15 protein-coding genes are annotated in these 16,362 nt (G+C 72.7%); 8 read left to right on the top strand and 7 right to left on the bottom strand.

Going from position 1 to position 16,362, the window contains the following annotated elements; genetic code table 11:
- Nucleotides 1-14 precede the first annotated feature (14 nt).
- Nucleotides 15-2,090, bottom strand: coding sequence for a prolyl oligopeptidase family serine peptidase (locus tag GQ466_RS17915; RefSeq protein WP_161104112.1), 2,076 nt, complete (start codon nt 2,088-2,090; stop codon nt 15-17).
- A 124-nt stretch (nt 2,091-2,214) separates the two neighbouring features.
- Between GQ466_RS17915 and GQ466_RS17910 the strand changes: the two genes are divergently transcribed.
- The 4 genes from GQ466_RS17910 (at nt 2,215) to GQ466_RS17895 (ending at nt 3,865) form a co-directional block, all read left to right on the top strand.
- Nucleotides 2,215-2,589 (top strand): hypothetical protein, encoded by a 375-nt coding sequence (locus tag GQ466_RS17910; RefSeq protein ID WP_161104111.1) that lies wholly within the window; start codon nt 2,215-2,217, stop codon nt 2,587-2,589.
- Nucleotides 2,590-2,827: 238 nt separating this feature from the next.
- On the top strand, nt 2,828-3,337 hold the full coding sequence (locus GQ466_RS17905) for an HNH endonuclease (protein WP_161104110.1): 510 nt from the start codon (nt 2,828-2,830) through the stop codon (nt 3,335-3,337).
- 6 nt (nt 3,338-3,343) lie between these two features.
- On the top strand, nt 3,344-3,640 hold the full coding sequence (locus GQ466_RS17900) for a VOC family protein (RefSeq protein ID WP_161104109.1): 297 nt from the start codon (nt 3,344-3,346) through the stop codon (nt 3,638-3,640).
- Nucleotides 3,641-3,652: 12 nt separating this feature from the next.
- Nucleotides 3,653-3,865 (top strand): FmdB family zinc ribbon protein, encoded by a 213-nt coding sequence (locus GQ466_RS17895; RefSeq protein WP_161104108.1) that lies wholly within the window; start codon nt 3,653-3,655, stop codon nt 3,863-3,865.
- On the opposite strand, the gene GQ466_RS17890 is transcribed toward GQ466_RS17895, so the two are convergent.
- Both GQ466_RS17890 and ilvD read right to left on the bottom strand, forming a co-directional pair.
- Nucleotides 3,862-4,209: a DUF1330 domain-containing protein gene (locus tag GQ466_RS17890; RefSeq protein WP_161104107.1), complete on the bottom strand. Its 348-nt coding sequence runs from the start codon at nt 4,207-4,209 to the stop codon at nt 3,862-3,864. The genes GQ466_RS17895 and GQ466_RS17890 overlap by 4 nt on opposite strands.
- A 100-nt stretch (nt 4,210-4,309) precedes the next feature.
- Nucleotides 4,310-6,166 (bottom strand): dihydroxy-acid dehydratase, encoded by a 1,857-nt coding sequence (ilvD, locus tag GQ466_RS17885; protein ID WP_161104106.1) that lies wholly within the window; start codon nt 6,164-6,166, stop codon nt 4,310-4,312.
- A 347-nt stretch (nt 6,167-6,513) separates the two neighbouring features.
- Here ilvD and GQ466_RS17880 point away from each other — a divergent pair, with 347 nt between their 5' ends.
- Nucleotides 6,514-6,873, top strand: a complete 360-nt coding sequence (locus GQ466_RS17880) for a hypothetical protein (RefSeq protein WP_161104105.1) — start codon at nt 6,514-6,516, stop codon at nt 6,871-6,873.
- A gap of 77 nt (nt 6,874-6,950) precedes the next feature.
- Here the strand turns inward: GQ466_RS17880 and GQ466_RS17875 are convergent, their stop codons facing one another.
- Both GQ466_RS17875 and GQ466_RS17870 read right to left on the bottom strand, forming a co-directional pair.
- Complete coding sequence (locus GQ466_RS17875) at nt 6,951-8,558, bottom strand: M4 family metallopeptidase (protein WP_161104104.1); 1,608 nt, start codon at nt 8,556-8,558, stop codon at nt 6,951-6,953.
- Nucleotides 8,559-8,758: 200 nt separating this feature from the next.
- Nucleotides 8,759-9,556 (bottom strand): nuclease-related domain-containing protein, encoded by a 798-nt coding sequence (locus tag GQ466_RS17870; RefSeq protein WP_161104103.1) that lies wholly within the window; start codon nt 9,554-9,556, stop codon nt 8,759-8,761.
- A 227-nt stretch (nt 9,557-9,783) separates the two neighbouring features.
- Here GQ466_RS17870 and GQ466_RS17865 point away from each other — a divergent pair, with 227 nt between their 5' ends.
- Entirely contained in the window at nt 9,784-11,214 is a 1,431-nt protein-coding gene (locus tag GQ466_RS17865; RefSeq protein WP_337193523.1) for an amidase, read from the top strand.
- A 1-nt stretch (nt 11,215) separates the two neighbouring features.
- Here the strand turns inward: GQ466_RS17865 and GQ466_RS17860 are convergent, their stop codons facing one another.
- The gene (locus GQ466_RS17860) at nt 11,216-12,187 is read right to left on the bottom strand and encodes a hypothetical protein (RefSeq protein WP_161104102.1); all 972 of its coding nucleotides are present in this window, start codon (nt 12,185-12,187) and stop codon (nt 11,216-11,218) included.
- Nucleotides 12,188-12,270: 83 nt separating this feature from the next.
- Nucleotides 12,271-14,805, bottom strand: a complete 2,535-nt coding sequence (gene pepN, locus GQ466_RS17855; RefSeq protein WP_161104101.1) for an aminopeptidase N — start codon at nt 14,803-14,805, stop codon at nt 12,271-12,273.
- Nucleotides 14,806-14,953: 148 nt separating this feature from the next.
- Here pepN and GQ466_RS17850 point away from each other — a divergent pair, with 148 nt between their 5' ends.
- Both GQ466_RS17850 and GQ466_RS17845 read left to right on the top strand, forming a co-directional pair.
- Complete coding sequence (locus GQ466_RS17850) at nt 14,954-15,568, top strand: mycothiol-dependent nitroreductase Rv2466c family protein (protein ID WP_161104100.1); 615 nt, start codon at nt 14,954-14,956, stop codon at nt 15,566-15,568.
- 102 nt (nt 15,569-15,670) lie between these two features.
- Nucleotides 15,671-16,357, top strand: coding sequence for an energy-coupling factor ABC transporter permease (locus tag GQ466_RS17845; RefSeq protein ID WP_337193522.1), 687 nt, complete (start codon nt 15,671-15,673; stop codon nt 16,355-16,357).
- The last annotated feature ends 5 nt before the right edge of the window (nt 16,358-16,362 follow it).

Here is a 16,362-nt window from a genome sequence, read left to right as displayed (position 1 = left end):
GTGAGCGATGCCACTCAGTCGAGGTCCAGTCCCGTCTGCGCGGCGAGGAACGACAGCGTGTCGGTCATCAGGTCCACCGACCGGCTCACCGACCGCGCCGCGTGTCCGACCTGCTCCTCGTTGCGCAGCAGCACCGGCGCGTCCGACGCGGTCGCGTACTGGAGCGCCGCGCACATCTTGCGGCCGTGGAGCGGGTCGACGCGCGTGTCCCCGTCGAAGACCGTGAACAGGACGGCCGGATAAGCGACGCCCTTCCGCACGTGGTGGTACGGCGAGTAGGACAGCAGCCACTCCAGCTCGTCCGGGTCGTCGGCGGTGCCGTACTCGTCGTTCCACGTCCGTCCGAGGCCGAACTGCTCGTACCGGACCATGTCGAGCAGCGGCGCCGAGCACACCACCGCCCGGTACAGCTCGGGACGCTGCGTCAGCACCGCGCCGACGAGCAGCCCGCCGTTGGAGCCGCCGGAGACCGCGAGCCGGTCCGGGGTCGTCCAGCCGCCCGCGACCAGGGCCTCGGCGGCGGCGTGGCAGTCGTCGAAGACGTTCTGCTTGTGCTCGCGCATCCCCGCGCGGTGCCACTCCTCGCCCTCCTCCGACCCGCCGCGCAGGTTGGCGATGGCGTAGACGCCGCCCGCCTCCACCCACGCGAGGACGCTCGCGGAGTAGCCCGGGGTGAGCGGCACGTTGAAGCCGCCGTAGCCGTACAGGACGGCCGGACGCGGCCCGTCCGCGTCCGGCCGCGCCATGACCAGCATCCGGACGGTCGTGCCGTCGCGCGAGGTGTAGGCGACCTGCTTCGTCTCGATGCGCGAGACGTCGACCGTGCCGGGCGGGGCCGCCCAGGTCGCGGTCTCGCCCGTCCGCGCGTCGTAGCGCAGCACCCGCGCGGGCGTCACGTTGTCGGTGTAGGAGAACCACGCCTCGTGGCCGCCCTCGGGCCGCTCGGAGAACCCGCCGACCGAACCGAGCCCCGGCGTCGGAACGGTCCCGAGCCGCTCGCCGGACGCCAGGTCGTGGACGGTGATCTCCCCGATCGCGTGCCGCGTCCAGGCCGCCAGCAGGACGGGGCGGTCCAGGTCGTCCAGGATCGCGAAGTCCGTCAGCACCGCCTCGGGGTCCTGGGGGATCAGGTCCCGCCACGTCTCCGGCGCCGGGTCGGACGGGTCGGTCACGCACAGCCGCGAGCGCGGCGCGTCCCGGTCGGTGAACACGTAGGCGCGGCCGTCGCGGCCGACGTACAGGCCCGTCCCGGCGTCCACGCCCTCCTGGACGGCGCGCAGCGCGGGCTTCTCCGGCGGCGACGCGGCCAGGTCGGCGATCCACAGGTCGTTGCGCGGCGCGGTGCCCTGCGACGCGGAGATCGTCAGCCAGCGGCCGTCGCGGCTCACGCTCGCGCCGTAGTAGTTCGTCTTGTCGCGCCCGGCGCCGAAGATCTCGACGTCGTCGGCGGGGTCGGCGCCGACGCGGTGCAGGTAGACGCGCCGGTGGTACTGGTCCTCGCCCTCGGGGACGTCCTCGGGCGGCAGCCGCCGGACGTAGTAGTACGCCTCGCCGCCCGGCAGCCACGCCACCGACGAGTAGCGCGCCCGGTCGATCGGTCCTTCGACCGGAGCGCCCGTCGCGGCGTCCAGGACGTACAGCAGCGACTCCTCGTCCCCGCCGCGCGAGATCTTGTAGGCGACGCGGCGGCCCTCCTTGTCGGGCTGCCAGCCGTCGAGCGTGGTGGTGCCGCTGTCGTCCAGGGCCATCGGGTCGACCAGGACGCGTTCGGTGCCGTCCGGATCGGTCGTCACGAGCACCGCATGTTCCTGGCCGGGGTCGCGGCGGGTCTGGAACAGCCGTCCGCCGCGCCAGACCGGCGTGCCGACGCTGCCCGCGCCCAGCAGTTCGGTGAGGCGCGCGCGCAGCCGGTCCCGTCCGGGCAGGCCGTCGACCGTCGCGTGGAAGAGGGCGTCCTGCGCCTCCAGCCAGGCGCGCGTCGCGGCGGAGTCGCGGTCCTCCAGCCACCGGTACGGGTCGGGCACCTCGCGGCCGTGGAGCACGTCCACGACGTCCTGGCGGTGCGCGGGCGGATATGTCGGTCGGCTCATGATCCGCACTGTATTCGCCGACGATCTTCGTGCGCACGGTGCGCCCCCGCCGTCGTGTCGGCGCGCGTGCGGGCGCGGTCTCCGCTAGAGATTGATCTTGCAGGCGAACGGACGGGAGAACCGGGTGAAGATCGCATTGACGCTGGTCGGAGCGGCACTGGCGGGCACGGGGTTCGCGCCGGCCGCGCCGGTGACGATCGAGTACTCGCCCGCCCGGCTCGCCCGCGACGGCCGGACGATCGCCTGGACGTGGACCGTCCGCAACACCGGCGCCTCCGTCGGCGACCTCACCGTCGTCCACCGGCTGCGGCCGAGGCTGGACGTCGTCGCGGTGACGCCCGGCTGCGCCGCCACGGCCGGCGGTGTCCGCTGCGGTTACGGCGCGCTGCCCGCGGGCGGACGCCGCACCGGGCGGCTCGTCGCCCGCGTCCCGGACGGTGCGAAGGGCACCGTCCGGATCGGCGGGACGGTCACCTGGCGCCGCGCCGCCCCGCGATAAGACGGGACGGCGACAACAGTGTGTCCTTCGTGATTCGCGGGTTCGGGCGGGCCACGGGGCGGGGAGATATGGGGTAGCGGACGACCTCCCTCTGAGGCCACACTGATTTCGGGTCCGTTCGCCCCTGGGGAGGTCCCTACATGGCGGGTGTACACATACCGGAAGCGATAGGCGGGCCTCGGCGGAGAACACCGCCCGCCGAGGCCATGCCGACGGCGTGCCGGCCGGAGGTCGTGTGATGCGACAGGTCCTCCTGCTCAACGCCACCTATGAACCCCTCACGACCTTGCCGCTGCGGCGCGCGGTCTGCCTCGTCCTGCGGGAGAAGGCGGAGATCGTGCACCACGACTCCTCGGGCGCCGCCCTGCACTCGGCGACGATGCGGGTGGAGGTCCCGTCGGTGATCCGGCTGCGCCGCTACGTCCGGATCCCGTACCGCAGCCGCGTCCCGCTCACCCGCGCGGCGCTCATGCGGCGCGACGGCTTCCGCTGCGTCTACTGCGGGCGGCGCGCCGAGACCATCGACCACGTCCAGCCGCGCAGCCGGGGCGGCAAGCACGTGTGGGAGAACTGCGTCGCGTCCTGCATGACGTGCAACCACAACAAGGCCGACCGGCTGCTCGAAGAACTCGGCTGGACGCTCCCCACCGCTCCCTGTGTGCCGCGCGGCGCGCACTGGCGGCTGATCGGCGTCATCAACGACGGCGATCCGCAGTGGGCCGCCTACGTCAAAGAACCGGCCGCGTAGCCGGGCGTGCTGTCCCTGATCGTCCTCTACACGGCGCGGGCCGCGGAGTGCGTGGCGTTCTACGCGGCGCTCGGGCTGGACTTCGTTCCCGAGCGCCACGGCACCGGGCCGCCGCACCACGCGGCCGTGCTGCCGGACGGCCTCGTGTTCGAGATCTACCCGGCGTCCGACGGCCGTGGCACCGGGGCGCTGCGGCTCGGCTTCACCGCCCGGGCCGCGGGGCTCGCGCCCGGACGCCATCTGCTGCGCGACCCGGACGGCCGGACGGTCGACGTCCGGGTTCCCGATGTCGGTGAAGGCTGATAGGAAAAGGCTGTGCCACGTTACGACTTCCGCTGCCGCTCCTGCGGCGCCACGTTCGAGGTGTCGCGTCCGATGACGGAGGCGTCCGCGCCCGCGCGGTGCCCCGGCGGGCACGACGACACGGTCAAGCTGCTGTCCACCGTCGCCGTGACGGGCGGCGCCGCCCCGGCCCCCGCCCCGCGCGGCGGCGGCGGAGGCTGCTGCGGCGGGGGCTGCTGCTCCTAACCCGCCTGGGCTTCGCGCATCCGGCGGCCGAGCGCCGCCGAGTCGTGGTCCGGGCTTGCGCCTTGGGCGAGGATCGCAACGCCCGGGATGTTGTCGGTGCGCAGCGGCAGGATCTCCTGGTAGGCGTCCGACGCGTACCAGGCGCGGGCGCGCTCCAGGTCGGGGAACTCGATCACGACGACCGCGCCCTCGAACGGCCCCTCCAGCACCTCGGCGTCCGCGCCGTGGACGAGGAACCGGCCGCCGAACGGGTCCAGCGTGTCCTGGATGCGCTCCATGTAGGTGAACACGCCGTCGTGCAGCGGCGGGACGGGGCGCAGGTGGGCCATCGCGTAGGCGGTCATCGCGAACCTCCGGAAAGACGTGGGGGTCGTCGCCGGTTGCGGCGACGACCCCAGTCTTTTCCCTGCGGGGGAAGCGTGGCGATGACCTCCGGGGTAACCGTCAGCCCCGGTCGAGGAGCGTCACGTCGCGGGACGCGCCGGTCGACGCGGACGTCGCGAGCGCCGCGTACGCCTGGAGCGCCGCGCTGACCGTGCGCTGGCGGTCGCGCGGACGGTAGCGGCCCAGCTCGTCCAGCAGCCTGGCGCGGCGCGCCTCCAGCTCGGCGGCCGGGACGTCGAGGTCCAGCCGCCGCTCGGGGATGTCGATGACGATGCGGTCGCCGTTCTCGACCAGCGCGATGACGCCGCCGCCCGCCGCCTCGGGGGACGCGTGCCCGATCGACAGGCCGCTCGTCCCGCCGGAGAACCGGCCGTCGGTGATCAGCGCGCACGCCTTGCCGAGGCCGCGCCCCTTGAGGAAGCTCGTCGGGTACAGCATCTCCTGCATCCCCGGGCCGCCCTTGGGTCCCTCGTAGCGGATGACGACGACGTCGCCCTCCTTCACCGCGCCGCCGAGGATGCCCTGCACGGCGTCGTCCTGGCTCTCGAAGACCACCGCCGGGCCCTCGAAGCGCCACAGTTCTTCTTCGACGCCGGCCGTCTTGACGATCGCGCCGTCCTCGGCGAGGTTGCCGCGCAGCACGGCCAGGCCGCCGTCGCGGGTGTAGGCGTGCTCGACGTCGCGGATGCAGCCGTTCTCGCGGTCGAGGTCCAGTTCCTCCCACCGGGCGCTCTGGCTGAACGCCGACGTCGTGCGGACGCCGCCGGGCGCCGCGTGGAACAGCTCGACGGCCTCGGGCAGGACGTCGGGCGACCGCACGTCCCACTTGGCGAGGAACTCGGTCAGCGAGGACGAGTGGACGGACGCCGTCGTGCGGTGCAGCAGGCCCGCCCGGTCCAGCTCGCCGAGCAGCGCGGGGATGCCGCCCGCGCGGTGGCAGTCCTCGACGTGGTACTTGCCGGTCGCGGGGGCGAGCTTGCAGACGCACGGGACGCGCCGGGACAGCTCGTCGATCTCCTTGAGGCCGAAGTCGACCCGTCCCTCGAAGGCCGCCGCGAGCAGGTGCAGGATCGTGTTCGTGGAGCCGCCCATCGCGATGTCGAGCACCATGGCGTTCTCGAACGCCTCCTTGGTGGCGATGTTCAGCGGCAGGACGGACGCGTCGTCGTCCTCGTAGTACCGCCGCGCGATCTCCACGACGGTGCGTCCCGCGTCCTCGTACAGGCGGCGGCGCGCGGTGTGGGTGGCGAGCGTGGTGCCGTTGCCGGGCAGCGCCAGCCCGATCGCCTCGGTGAGGCAGTTCATGGAGTTGGCGGTGAACATGCCCGAGCAGGAGCCGCAGGTCGGGCAGGCGGCCTCTTCCATCTCGGCGAGCTTGGCGTCGCTGATGGACTCGTTCGCCGCCGCGATCATCGGGTCGATGAGGTCCAGCTTGTTGCCGTTCGCGACGCCCTCGACGGGCTTGCCCGCCTCCATCGGCCCGCCGGACACGAACACCGTCGGGATGTTGAGCCGCAGCGCCGCCAGCAGCATCCCCGGCGTGATCTTGTCGCAGTTGGAGACGCAGACGAGCGCGTCCGCCTGGTGCGCGTTGACCATGTACTCGACGGCGTCGGCGATCAGCTCGCGGGACGGCAGCGAGTACAGCATCCCGTCGTGGCCCATCGCGATGCCGTCGTCCACGGCGATCGTGTTGAACTCGCGCGGCACGCCGCCCGCCGCGCTGACCGACTTGGCGACGACGTCGGCGACCTCGCGCAGATGGACGTGGCCCGGCACGAACTGCGTGAAGCTGTTGGCGACGGCCACGATGGGCTTGCCGAAGTCCTCCCGGGCGACGCCGCTGGCCCGCATGAGCGCGCGGGCGCCCACCATGTTCCTGCCGTGCGTGACCGTACGTGACCTGAGCGGGGGCATGGACCTCTCCAACCTCTGATGTTCCGTGCTCGGATGCCGCCGGAGCGCGTCGCGGGCGGCGGCGGGCCGTCCCGCACGGGCCGACGGGGTGGCGGTCGCAGCGGCGGATCGCGGCGCTGCCCGTCGGCGACGCAGAGGTCATGTGGGGCCGACCGACCGTCCCAGCAGTCTACTCGCCGCACCGGACCTCGCCGGAGGCCACCGGACGCGAGCGGAGACGGGAGGCCCGTCGGCGACCTCAGGGTGTTGTGAGCGGGCAGGCGCCCAAAACCTTCCGTTACCGAAAGTGTCTGCTCCTTTACGATGAGTGAGTGGAAACTCGTCATCGGGACCGAAAGGAACACCTCATGATCGGCACGAACCGCCCCGCCGGGACACGGGCGACGGCTTCGGTGGCCGCCGCGATGCTCGTCCTCGCGTCCGCCGCCGCGCCCGCTGCAGGAGCGGAGACCGTGCGCGCCGCGCGGCAGCAGACCCTGACCCTCGTCGACGACCGGGGCCAGTCCACGGTCCTGGAACTCCGGCCCGGGTGCATGCCGCTCAACCGGCAGTTACGCGTCGTCACCGCCGTCAACAACTCGACCCTCGTGGCCGAGCTGTTCCCCACCCTGGACTGCTCCGGAGGGTTCAGCAGGATCGACCCCGGGCAGCGGGCCCGGTTCTCCCCGCCCTTCCCCATCGCGTCCGTGGGAGCGCTCCGCCGGTGATCGAACGGTGAGGCGGGGCCACTCGGGACAGGGCGAGGCCGGTGTGCGGGCGCTGGTCCGCACACCGGCCGCTCGCGTCAGTTCACGTTCACGGCGGACCAGGCGGCGGCGACCGCGGCGTACTGGGCGCTGCCCGCGCCGTAGAGGTCGCGCGCCGCGTTCAGGGTCGCGGTGCGGGCGCCGGCGTAGTTGGTGTTCGACGTCATGTAGGCCGTCAGCGCCTTGTACCAGATGCGGGTGGCCGCGTCGATGCCGATGCCCTGCACGGTCGAGCCGTTGGACGTGGGGCTGTCGTACTCCACGCCGTTGACCGTCTTCTTACCGCTGCCCTCGGACAGCAGGTAGAAGAAGTGGTTCGCCACGCCCGACGAGTAGTGCACGTCGAGGCTCGCGAGCTTCGACGACCAGGCGTCCAGGGACTTGCCGTCCCGGCTGGGCCGGTCCATGTAGCGCAGCGCGGTCCGGCCCGAGCCCGGCAGGACGATCTTCTCGCCCACCAGGTAGTCCGGGACGTCCTTGCCGTTCTTGGCGAAGAACTCGACCGCCGCCGCGAAGATGTCGGACGTCGCCTCGTTCAGGCCGCCGGACTCGCCGGTGTAGGCGAGCTTGGCCGTGCTGGACGTCACGCCGTGGCTCATCTCGTGCGCCGTCACGTCCAGGCTGGTCAGCGGCCCGAAGTTCGTGCCGTCGCCGTCGCCGTAGGTCATGCAGAAGCAGGAGTCGTCCCAGAACGCGTTGGCGTACTTGTCGCCGTAGTGCACCCGGTTGTAGGAGCCCTTGCCGTTGCCGGCGATGCCGTTGCGGCCGAAGAGGGTCTTGTAGAAGTCCCACGTCACGCTCGTGCCGTACTGGGCGTCCACCGCCACGGTCGCGCGGTCGCCGGGCGTGCCGTCGCCCCACACGTTGTCGGTGTCGGTGAGGGCCGTCGACGGCGCCCGCCAGAAGCAGAAGATCAGGAAGCAGAGGTCCGACTGGTTCTTGGCGTCGCCGGTGTAGGTGCCGCCCCGGGACGGATCGGTGAGCGTGTATCCGTACCCGCCGCCCTGCACGGTCGTCTCCAGCGGCACCGTCCCGCTGTACAGGCTCTTGCCCTGCCCGGTCGCGGACTCGATGGTCTCCTCGCGCGTCAGCACCCTTCCGGTCCGGGCGTCCACCGACACGTACACCCGGCTCGGGGTCCCGTCGGCCTGCCAGCCCTCGACGGCGAACCGCCACGCCAGCCGGGGCACCCGGTCGGCGGTCCGGGCCTCGTAGACGAGCTGCGCTCCGCCGGTCACCTCGTGCCCCTTGCCGGCCGCCTTCTTCTCGGCGTCGCTCGCGGCGACCTTCGGCGCGGCGGCGGCCGGGGCCTGGGCGAGGCCGAGGGACGCGCCCTTCCACCCGCCCGCGCGCGTCTGGTGCACCACCAGGTCGCCGCCCAGCACCGGCAGCTTGCGGTACGTGCGCGTCATCCGGGTGTGGGTGGAGCCGTCCCGGTCGACGATGACGCCGGTCACCTTGAGCGACGTGTCCGGGCCGGCCTTGAGTTCGGCGCCGCGCGCCGCGGCGGCGCTCAGCGCGCGGGCGGCCATCGCGGAGGCGCTGACCCCGGGCGACGGGACGGGCCGGGGATCGGCAAGGGCCGCCGGGGCGGTGGCGACGACCGAGACCACCGCCGTGGCCGCCGCAAGACCTGCTCGCTTCATGAACGCCTCCCTCGATGGAGCGCCACGGCGGCGGGGGGTAGGCCGTGGCGTTGGCGTTCTTTGTCTCATATATCCGTGATGGTGCCTGTACAGGTTGCAATGGAATCGGGCGTCCGAGTTAGCGGGAGCTGCTAAACGACGTCCGGGCGCACGAAAAAGAGGGAAGGCCAGGGCGGCCTTCCCTCCGGGGAGCGGGTGGGTCAGGAGTCCTCGGGGTACTTCGGCGGCAGGGAGTTCTCGGCCGCCGCGTAGATGCGCTGGACGTCGGCCTCGGTGAGGATCGTCGGGCGGCGGCGCAGGTAGCGGCGCGCGTGCGTGCCCGAGTAGACGTCCACGTCGCGGACGCGCATCACCTTCCACGGGATGGACGGCCCGTAGATCGCCACCGACGGCTGCACCGGCACGTCGAAGCCGACCTGGCCGCTGAGGGTCTTGCTGGCCTGCTCGGCCTCCCAGCGGGCCTCGTCCAGCCGGTCCTTCTTGTCGAAGGGGCCGTGGTAGAGCTTGAGGTGCGAGCCCGTTCGGATGGGGAGGCGGGAGTCCCACTTCTCGGAGTCGATCGCGTAGACGCCGCTCGGCCCGATGACGAGGTGGTCGATCCGGCCGTCGCTGACGCCCTCGTCGTCCAGCGGGACGGCGCGGGCGTGCAGCACCCGGTAGCCGTTGCGCTCCAGCGACTTGAGCTGCTTCTCGGTCTTGCGCTCCACGGCGGACGACTTCTGCCACGCCGCGACGCTGCTGGTCGGCCGCCGGCCGCGCCGGAAGGCGTCCCACAGCACGTAGAGCACGCCGACCGTGATGCCGATCCGCGCGTTGATGATCGCCGAGACGATGACGGCGATGACGACGCCGATCGCGGCCCGGCGGATCCACGTGATCGTCCGGCGGTCCGCGAGCACGTCACGGAACGTCTTGGGAGGGCGGCCCTTCGCCGGGGCCTCCTCCTCGGGGGTCGCGTCGGCGGGCTGCTGCGCTTCGTCGTGCTCGCTGATCGCCATGAATGACGCTCCGTGTTCCTTCCGCGCGCCGGGAACATGATTCTCCGAGCGCAGAGTAATCAGGTGCGGGGTGCGGCGACTAGCCGTGCCGGGTGAAGATTTTTGTCCCCGTTGTTGTGCGATTCGCACGCGCGCCGCCGGGGTAAGGCTACCGGCCCGGCGGCGGACGGCCGGAACCGGCGGGTCCGCCTGGAGGCGGCCCGGGGCGGGCGTCTACCGTCGGTCGGGTGACGCAACTGCATGATCTGACGGCGCTGGACCTCGCCGCCGCGATCCGGGCCCGCGAGGTGTCCCCGACCGAGGTCGCCGACCACTACCTGGACCGCATCGACCGGCTGAACCCGCAGGTCGGCGCGTACGTGACGGTCACCCACGAGGTGGCGCGCGGGCAGGCGGCGCGGGCGGAGAAGGCGGTGCTGGACGCCGCAGAACCGGGGGAGCTGCCGCCGCTGCTGGGCGTCCCGGTGCCCGTCAAGGACCTCACGATGGTCGAAGGTGTCCGTTTGACCCTTGGATCGAAGGTTTATTCGGACCTGACCGGATTCGCTGATGATCATATGGTGGTCGCGCTGAGGGAAGCCGGTTCTGTCCTTCTGGGTAAGACCAACACGCCCGAATTCGGCCTGCCGTGTTACACGGAAAACGGTGTGTCCGCTCCGGCGCGGACGCCCTGGGACCTCTCCCGCTCGGCCGGCGGCTCCAGCGGCGGCGCCGCCGCGGCCGTCGCGGCGGGCCTCGCCCCGGCCGCGCAGGGCAGCGACGGCGGCGGCTCGATCCGCATCCCGGGCAGCGCGTGCGGCCTGTTCGGCATCAAGCCGACGCGCGGCCGGATCTCGCAGGGACCGATCGTCCCGGACCTGTTCGGCCTGTCCACCGGCGGTCCGCTCGCCCGGACGGTCCGCGACGCCGCCCTCCTGCTGGACGTCATGACCGGCTCGCGCCCCGGCGACCTCTACGCCGCGCCGCCCCTGGCCCCCGGCGAGACGTTCCTCGGCCACGCCGAACGCCCGCCGGGACGGCTCAGGATCGCCCGCAGCGCCGTCCCGCCCGTCCCCGGAGCCGAGGTCCACCCGGACTGCCTCGCCGCCTACGAGTCCGCGAGCGCGCTGCTGGCCGACCTCGGCCACGAGGTCGTCGATCTCCCCGAGCTGGTCGGCACGGACCTGCTGCCCCAGTTCGAGACGATCTGGGCCGCGATGGCCACCCGCACGCCCGTCGACCCCGCGCAGGAGCACCGCCTCCAGCCGCTGACCCGCTGGCTGCGTGAGCGCGGCGCCGCGACCACCGCGCCCGAGCTGATGGACGCCCTGACGGCCTTCCAGACGGCGATGCGCTCCGTCCTGCCGCTCACGAACCAGTACGACGCGATCCTCCAGCCGACCCTGGCCCAGCCACCGGCCCCGATCGGTCACTTCCACGACTGCACGCCGGAGGAGAACTTCCGCCGCCAGACGCTGTTCACGCCGTTCACGTCCGTCTACAACGTGTCGGGCCAGCCCGCGGTGACCGTCCCCCTGCACTGGACGGACGAAGGACTCCCCATCGGCGTCATGCTCGCGGGCCGCATCGGCGGCGAAGGCGACCTCATCGCCCTCTCCGCCCAGCTCGAAGAGGCGGCCCCCTGGATCCACCGCAAACCGCCCCTCTGGACGGCCTGACTCAGAGAACGCGGAGCAGACGCCTCGCCACGTCGTGCAACAGCGTGTCCGGACGGATCGGCGTGCCCGCCACGGCCGAGAACAGCGCGGCCAGGCCCGGCAGCGGATAGTCCTCGTCGTCGGTGCCCGCCAGCGCGGCGGCGGCCAGCGGCTGGTGGCGCAGGGACGCGCGGGCGCGGGACCAGGCCGTCTCGACCTCCTCCGGCGACGGCACGCCGAACCCGTGCCCGACCGGCGCCGCGTGCCGCAACCGGACCACGGCCGTGTCGGCGAAGTCGGCCGCCAGCTTGGCCCGCGCCGACAGGTCCGTCCGGACGGGCTCGTCCAGCCGCGTCAGCACCGCGCACGGCGTCCGGCACCCCGACGCGCACTTGCCGAGCGCCGACGCGACCTGGCTGTGCTGCCGGTCCAGGTACGCGCGCCAGCCCGACGGCGGCTCGGCGGCCACCCGCAGCGTCCGGTCACAGGCGGAACGTTCCGGACGCGTGTGGTCGCACTCCCGCCGCGAGCCGGGCTCGACCGGCACCCCGAACCGGCTGCCGGGCCCGGTCACCGACGCCCCGAGCAGCGCCGGGTCGCCCGCGTGCCCGAGCACCGGCTCCCACGCCAGCAGCGGCAGGTACTCGCTCGCGATGTGCACGGCGGCCACCAGCGCGGCCATCTCCCGCCGCCGCCACCGGATCTCCACGACCTCCAGCAGCAGCGCGTAGGCGGGCCGCAGGCTGGCGAGCGCGCCGCGCGGACGCTCCCGGGGCGCCTGCGGCATCCGCGACGCGCGCGCCCGGTCCAAAAGGTCGCGCGGGACGTCGCCGACCGCCTCGGGCATCCCGAAGTCCTCGGCGTCCAGGTCCAGCACGCGCTGCCCGAACGCGCACAGCGCGGCGGCGGCCGGGTCGCCGCCGACCAGCGCCTCCAGGTCCCCGAACGCGTGCCGCCGGGCGAGCGCCCGGAGCACGTCGCGTGCCGTCTCCACATGGACCTCCCCGCCGTGCGCCGGCCCCCATCGTCCCAGGAGCGGGGGACATGGCGACCGGCGCACACGGGGTCACGGCCGGATCAGGACGCGGCGGCGTCCCGGGCGCGGGCGCGCAGCGCGCGGGCGACGCCGTCGCGGCCCTCCGACAGCAGCCGGCGCAGCGCGGGCGGCGGGTTCTCGGCCGCGACGTAGGCGTCCGTGCGGTCCAGCGTGGACTGGTCGACGACGAGGAACGGGTAGGCGACCTCGGCGAACGTCTGGGACATGTCGCTCGTCCAGGACGTCCAGATCCGGCCGACCTCGGCGAAGTACCGCTCGACGTACGGCTCCAGCAGCGCGGCGCCCTCGGCGTCCACGAACCCGCCGATCGTCGCGCGGAACACCGCGTTCGGCAGCTCGCCGCCGATGATCGCGGCCCACGCGGCGGCCTTGGCCTCGGCGGTCGGGATCTGCGCGCGGGCGCCCGCGGCCTGCCGCTCGCCGGCGGCGGTCGCGTCCCGGGCGGCCTCGGCGTCGATCTCGGCCTCCCCGGCGCGGCCGGTCGCGACGAGACGGCGCAGCAGCGCCCAGCGCAGGTCGGTGTCCACGGTGAGGCCGTCGAGGACGGCCGACCCGTCCAGCAGCGCCGCGATCCACGTCAGGTGCTCGTCCGACGTTGCGGCCCCGGCGAACGCCTGGAGGTAGGCGAGCTGGAAGTCCGAGCCGGGGGCGGCCTCGCGGGCGAGGTCGTAGAGGGCGTCGGCGAGGAGCCGCAGGCCCTCGGGACGCCACTCGGGCGCCGCGTACTGCTGGACGGCCGTCCGCGCCTGCCGCAGCAGCGTCTGCAGGACGGTCATGTCCGTGACGCCGCGGATGCCGCTGATGACCAGCTTGATGTAGTCGCGGGTGGCCATCTCGGCGTCCCGCGTCATGTCCCACGCCGCCGACCAGCACAGGGCGCGCGGCAGGCCGTCCCGGATGTCGCCGATGCCGGAGACGAGCGTCTGGAGCGAGTGGTCGTCCAGCCGGATCTTGGCGTAGGTGAGGTCGTCGTCGTTGACGAGCACCAGGTCGGGCCGCGCCTTGCCGATCAGCTCGGGCACGTCCGTGCGGGCGCCGACGACGTCCAGCTCGACCCGGTCGCGCCGGACGAGCCCGTCGGCCGTGCGGTCGTAGAGCCCGATCGCGACGCGGTGCGAGCGCAGCGTCGGGTAGTCCGCCTTGGCCTCCTGGAGCACGGCGAACGACGTGAAGTTGCCGGCGCCGTCGACCTCGTAGGACGGACGCAGCGTGTTCGCCCCCGCCGTCTCCAGCCACTCCTTCGACCAGGACGCCAGGTCGCGCCCGGACGTCTCCTCCAGCGCGTCCAGCAGGTCGGCGAGGACGGTGTTGCCCCACGCGTGCCGCTGGAAGTACCGCCGCACGCCCTCCAGGAAGTTGTCCCGCCCGACGTAGGCGACGAGCTGCTTCAGCACGCTCGCGCCCTTGGCGTAGGTGATGCCGTCGAAGTTCACCTCGACCGCGCGGATGTCCGGGATGTCCGCCGAGATCGGGTGCGTGGACGGCAGCTGGTCCTGCCGGTACGCCCACGCCTTCTCGACGTTGGCGAACGTGGTCCACGAGCCCGTCCACTTGGTGGCCTCGGCCTGGCACAGGACGCTCATGTACGTGGCGAACGACTCGTTGAGCCACAGGTCGTCCCACCAGCGCATGGTGACGAGGTCGCCGAACCACATGTGCGCCATCTCGTGCAGGATCGTCTCGGCGCGGCGCTCGTAGGCGGCGTCGGTCACCCGCGACCGGAAGACGTAGTCCTCCAGGAAGGTGACGCACCCGGCGTTCTCCATCGCGCCCGCGTTGAACTCGGGGACGAACAGCTGGTCGTACTTGGCGAACGGGTACGGCCGGTCGAAGACCTTCTCGAAGAACGCGAAGCCCTGCTTGGTGACGTCGATGATGGCGTCGGCGTCCAGGTGCTCGGCGAGCGACGCGCGGCAGTAGACGCCGAGGGGGATGATGCTGCCGTCGGGGCGGACGTACTCGTCGGTGACGAGGTGGTACGGCCCGGCGACGAGCGCGGTGATGTAGGTGGAGACCTTCGGCGTCGGCGGGAAGTGCCAGACCCCGTCGTCGGCCGAGTCGGCGGCCTCGTTGGTGACGACCCGCCAGTTCTCGGGGGCGCGGACGGTCAGCTCGAACGTGGCCTTCAGGTCGGGCTGGTCGAAGCAGGTGTACATGCGGTGCGCGTCGGCGGTCTCGAACTGCGTGTAGAGGTACACGCTGCCGTCGACCGGGTCCACGAAGCGGTGCAGGCCCTCGCCGGACCGCGAGTACAGGATGTCGGCGGACACGCGCAGCTCGTTGGACGCCGCGAGCCCGTCGAGGGGGAGCCGTCCCTTGGCCGCGTCGTAGCGCGCCGGGTCGATCGGACGGCCGTTCAGCGTCGCCTCGCGCACGACCGCGTCGTGCAGGTCGACGAAGCTGTCGGCGCCCTCGTCCGCGCAGGCGAACCGGATCACCGTCGTGGACCCGAACCGCTCCCCGCCCGTCGTGAGGTCCAGCTCCACCGCGTAGGAATCGACGGTGAGCGACCGGGCGCGTTCCCGCGCCTCGTCGCGCGTGAGGTTGCCTGCCACATGGACTCCTTGAGTCGTCTGTTTCCTGGTCCCCTCATATCTACCAACCGGGCGGCTCCGACGGCCGCCGCGCGGCGCGGGAATGGGGCGCGGCGGCGCGGGGTTGCCGCTGGTGTTGGTGTGGAACGGCCCATTGGAGGGGTTTCTCTTGGCGCAGGACGACCGCACGGCGGTGGACTTCTGGTTCGACCCGCTGTGCCCCTGGGCGTGGATGACGTCGCGGTGGATTCTGGAGGTCGAGAAGCAGCGTCCGATCGACGTCCGCTGGCATGTGATGAGCCTGTCGGTGCTCAACGAGGACAAGGACGTCCCCGAGAAGTACAAGGCGCTGATCGAGGCCGGGTGGGGTCCGGTGCGCATTTGCATCGCCGCCGAGCAGAAGTACGGCCCCGAGGTGCTGGAGAAGCTCTACACCGAACTCGGCACGCGGCACCACCACGAGAAGGCGCCGTACGAGCGCGCGACCTTCCTCGCGGCGCTGGAGGCGGCCGGGCTGCCCGCCGAGCTGGCGGACGCGGCCGACTCGACCGAGTACGACGCGGCGGTCCGCGCCTCGCACGCCGACGGCATCGACCGGGTCGGCCAGGAGGTCGGCACCCCGGTGATCGCGGTGGGCGAGAACGCGTTCTTCGGCCCGGTCGTGTCGCCTGCGCCGCGCGGGGAGGCGGCGGCGAAACTCTGGGACGGCGTGCTGGCGGTGTCGGAGACCGACGGCTTCTTCGAGCTGAAGCGCTCCCGGACCCGCGACCCGATCTTCGAGTGACGGCTTACTGCCCGTAGGGGGCAGTTGCGACTGTCTTGCATGTACACATTCATGCCGTCAAACTGGTGGAGACGGGAACGATCTGCCAGGACGGTGATGGGTGTGCACGTACCGGATGGGTTCATCGACGCGCCGGTGTCGGCCGGAGCGGGCGTCGTGGCCGTCGCGGGCGTCGCGCTCGCGCTGCGCGGCGCCCGCCGCGAGCTGGACGACCGCACGGCGCCCCTCGCAGGCCTGACGGCGGCGTTCGTCTTCGCGGCGCAGATGCTCAACTTCCCGGTCGCCGCCGGGACGAGCGGGCACCTGCTCGGCGGCACGCTCGCCGCGATCCTCGTCGGGCCGTGGACGGGCGTGCTGTGCGTGTCGGTGGTCCTGCTCGTCCAGGGCCTGCTGTTCGCCGACGGCGGCCTGACGGCGCTCGGCGTCAACATCATCAACATGGCGTTCGTGACCGTCCTGGTCGGCTACGGCCTGTTCCGCCTGCTGCTGCGCGTGTTGCCGCGCACGCGGGCGGCGGCGGCCGGGGCCGCGTTCGCCGGCGCGGTCGTGTCGGTGCCCGCCGCCGCCGTCGTGTTCACCGGGATCTACGCGCTCGGCGGGACCACGGACGTGTCGATCGGCAAGGTCGCCGCCGCGATGATCGGCGTCCACGTCCTCATCGGGATCGGCGAGGCGCTGATCACGGCGCTGACGGTGTCGAGCGTGCTGGCCGTCCGTCCCGACCTGGTCTACGGCGCGCGGGGGCTGGCGAAGCCGCTCGAACTGCGCCCCGAGCCCGCGACCGTCTGAGAGGG

Origin of the sequence: Actinomadura rayongensis, from assembly GCF_009831215.1 — a bacterium.
GTDB lineage: Bacteria > Actinomycetota > Actinomycetes > Streptosporangiales > Streptosporangiaceae > Spirillospora > Spirillospora rayongensis.
The sequence above is the reverse complement of the archived record's forward strand: the minus strand, read 5'-3'. Positions and strand labels throughout refer to the sequence as shown.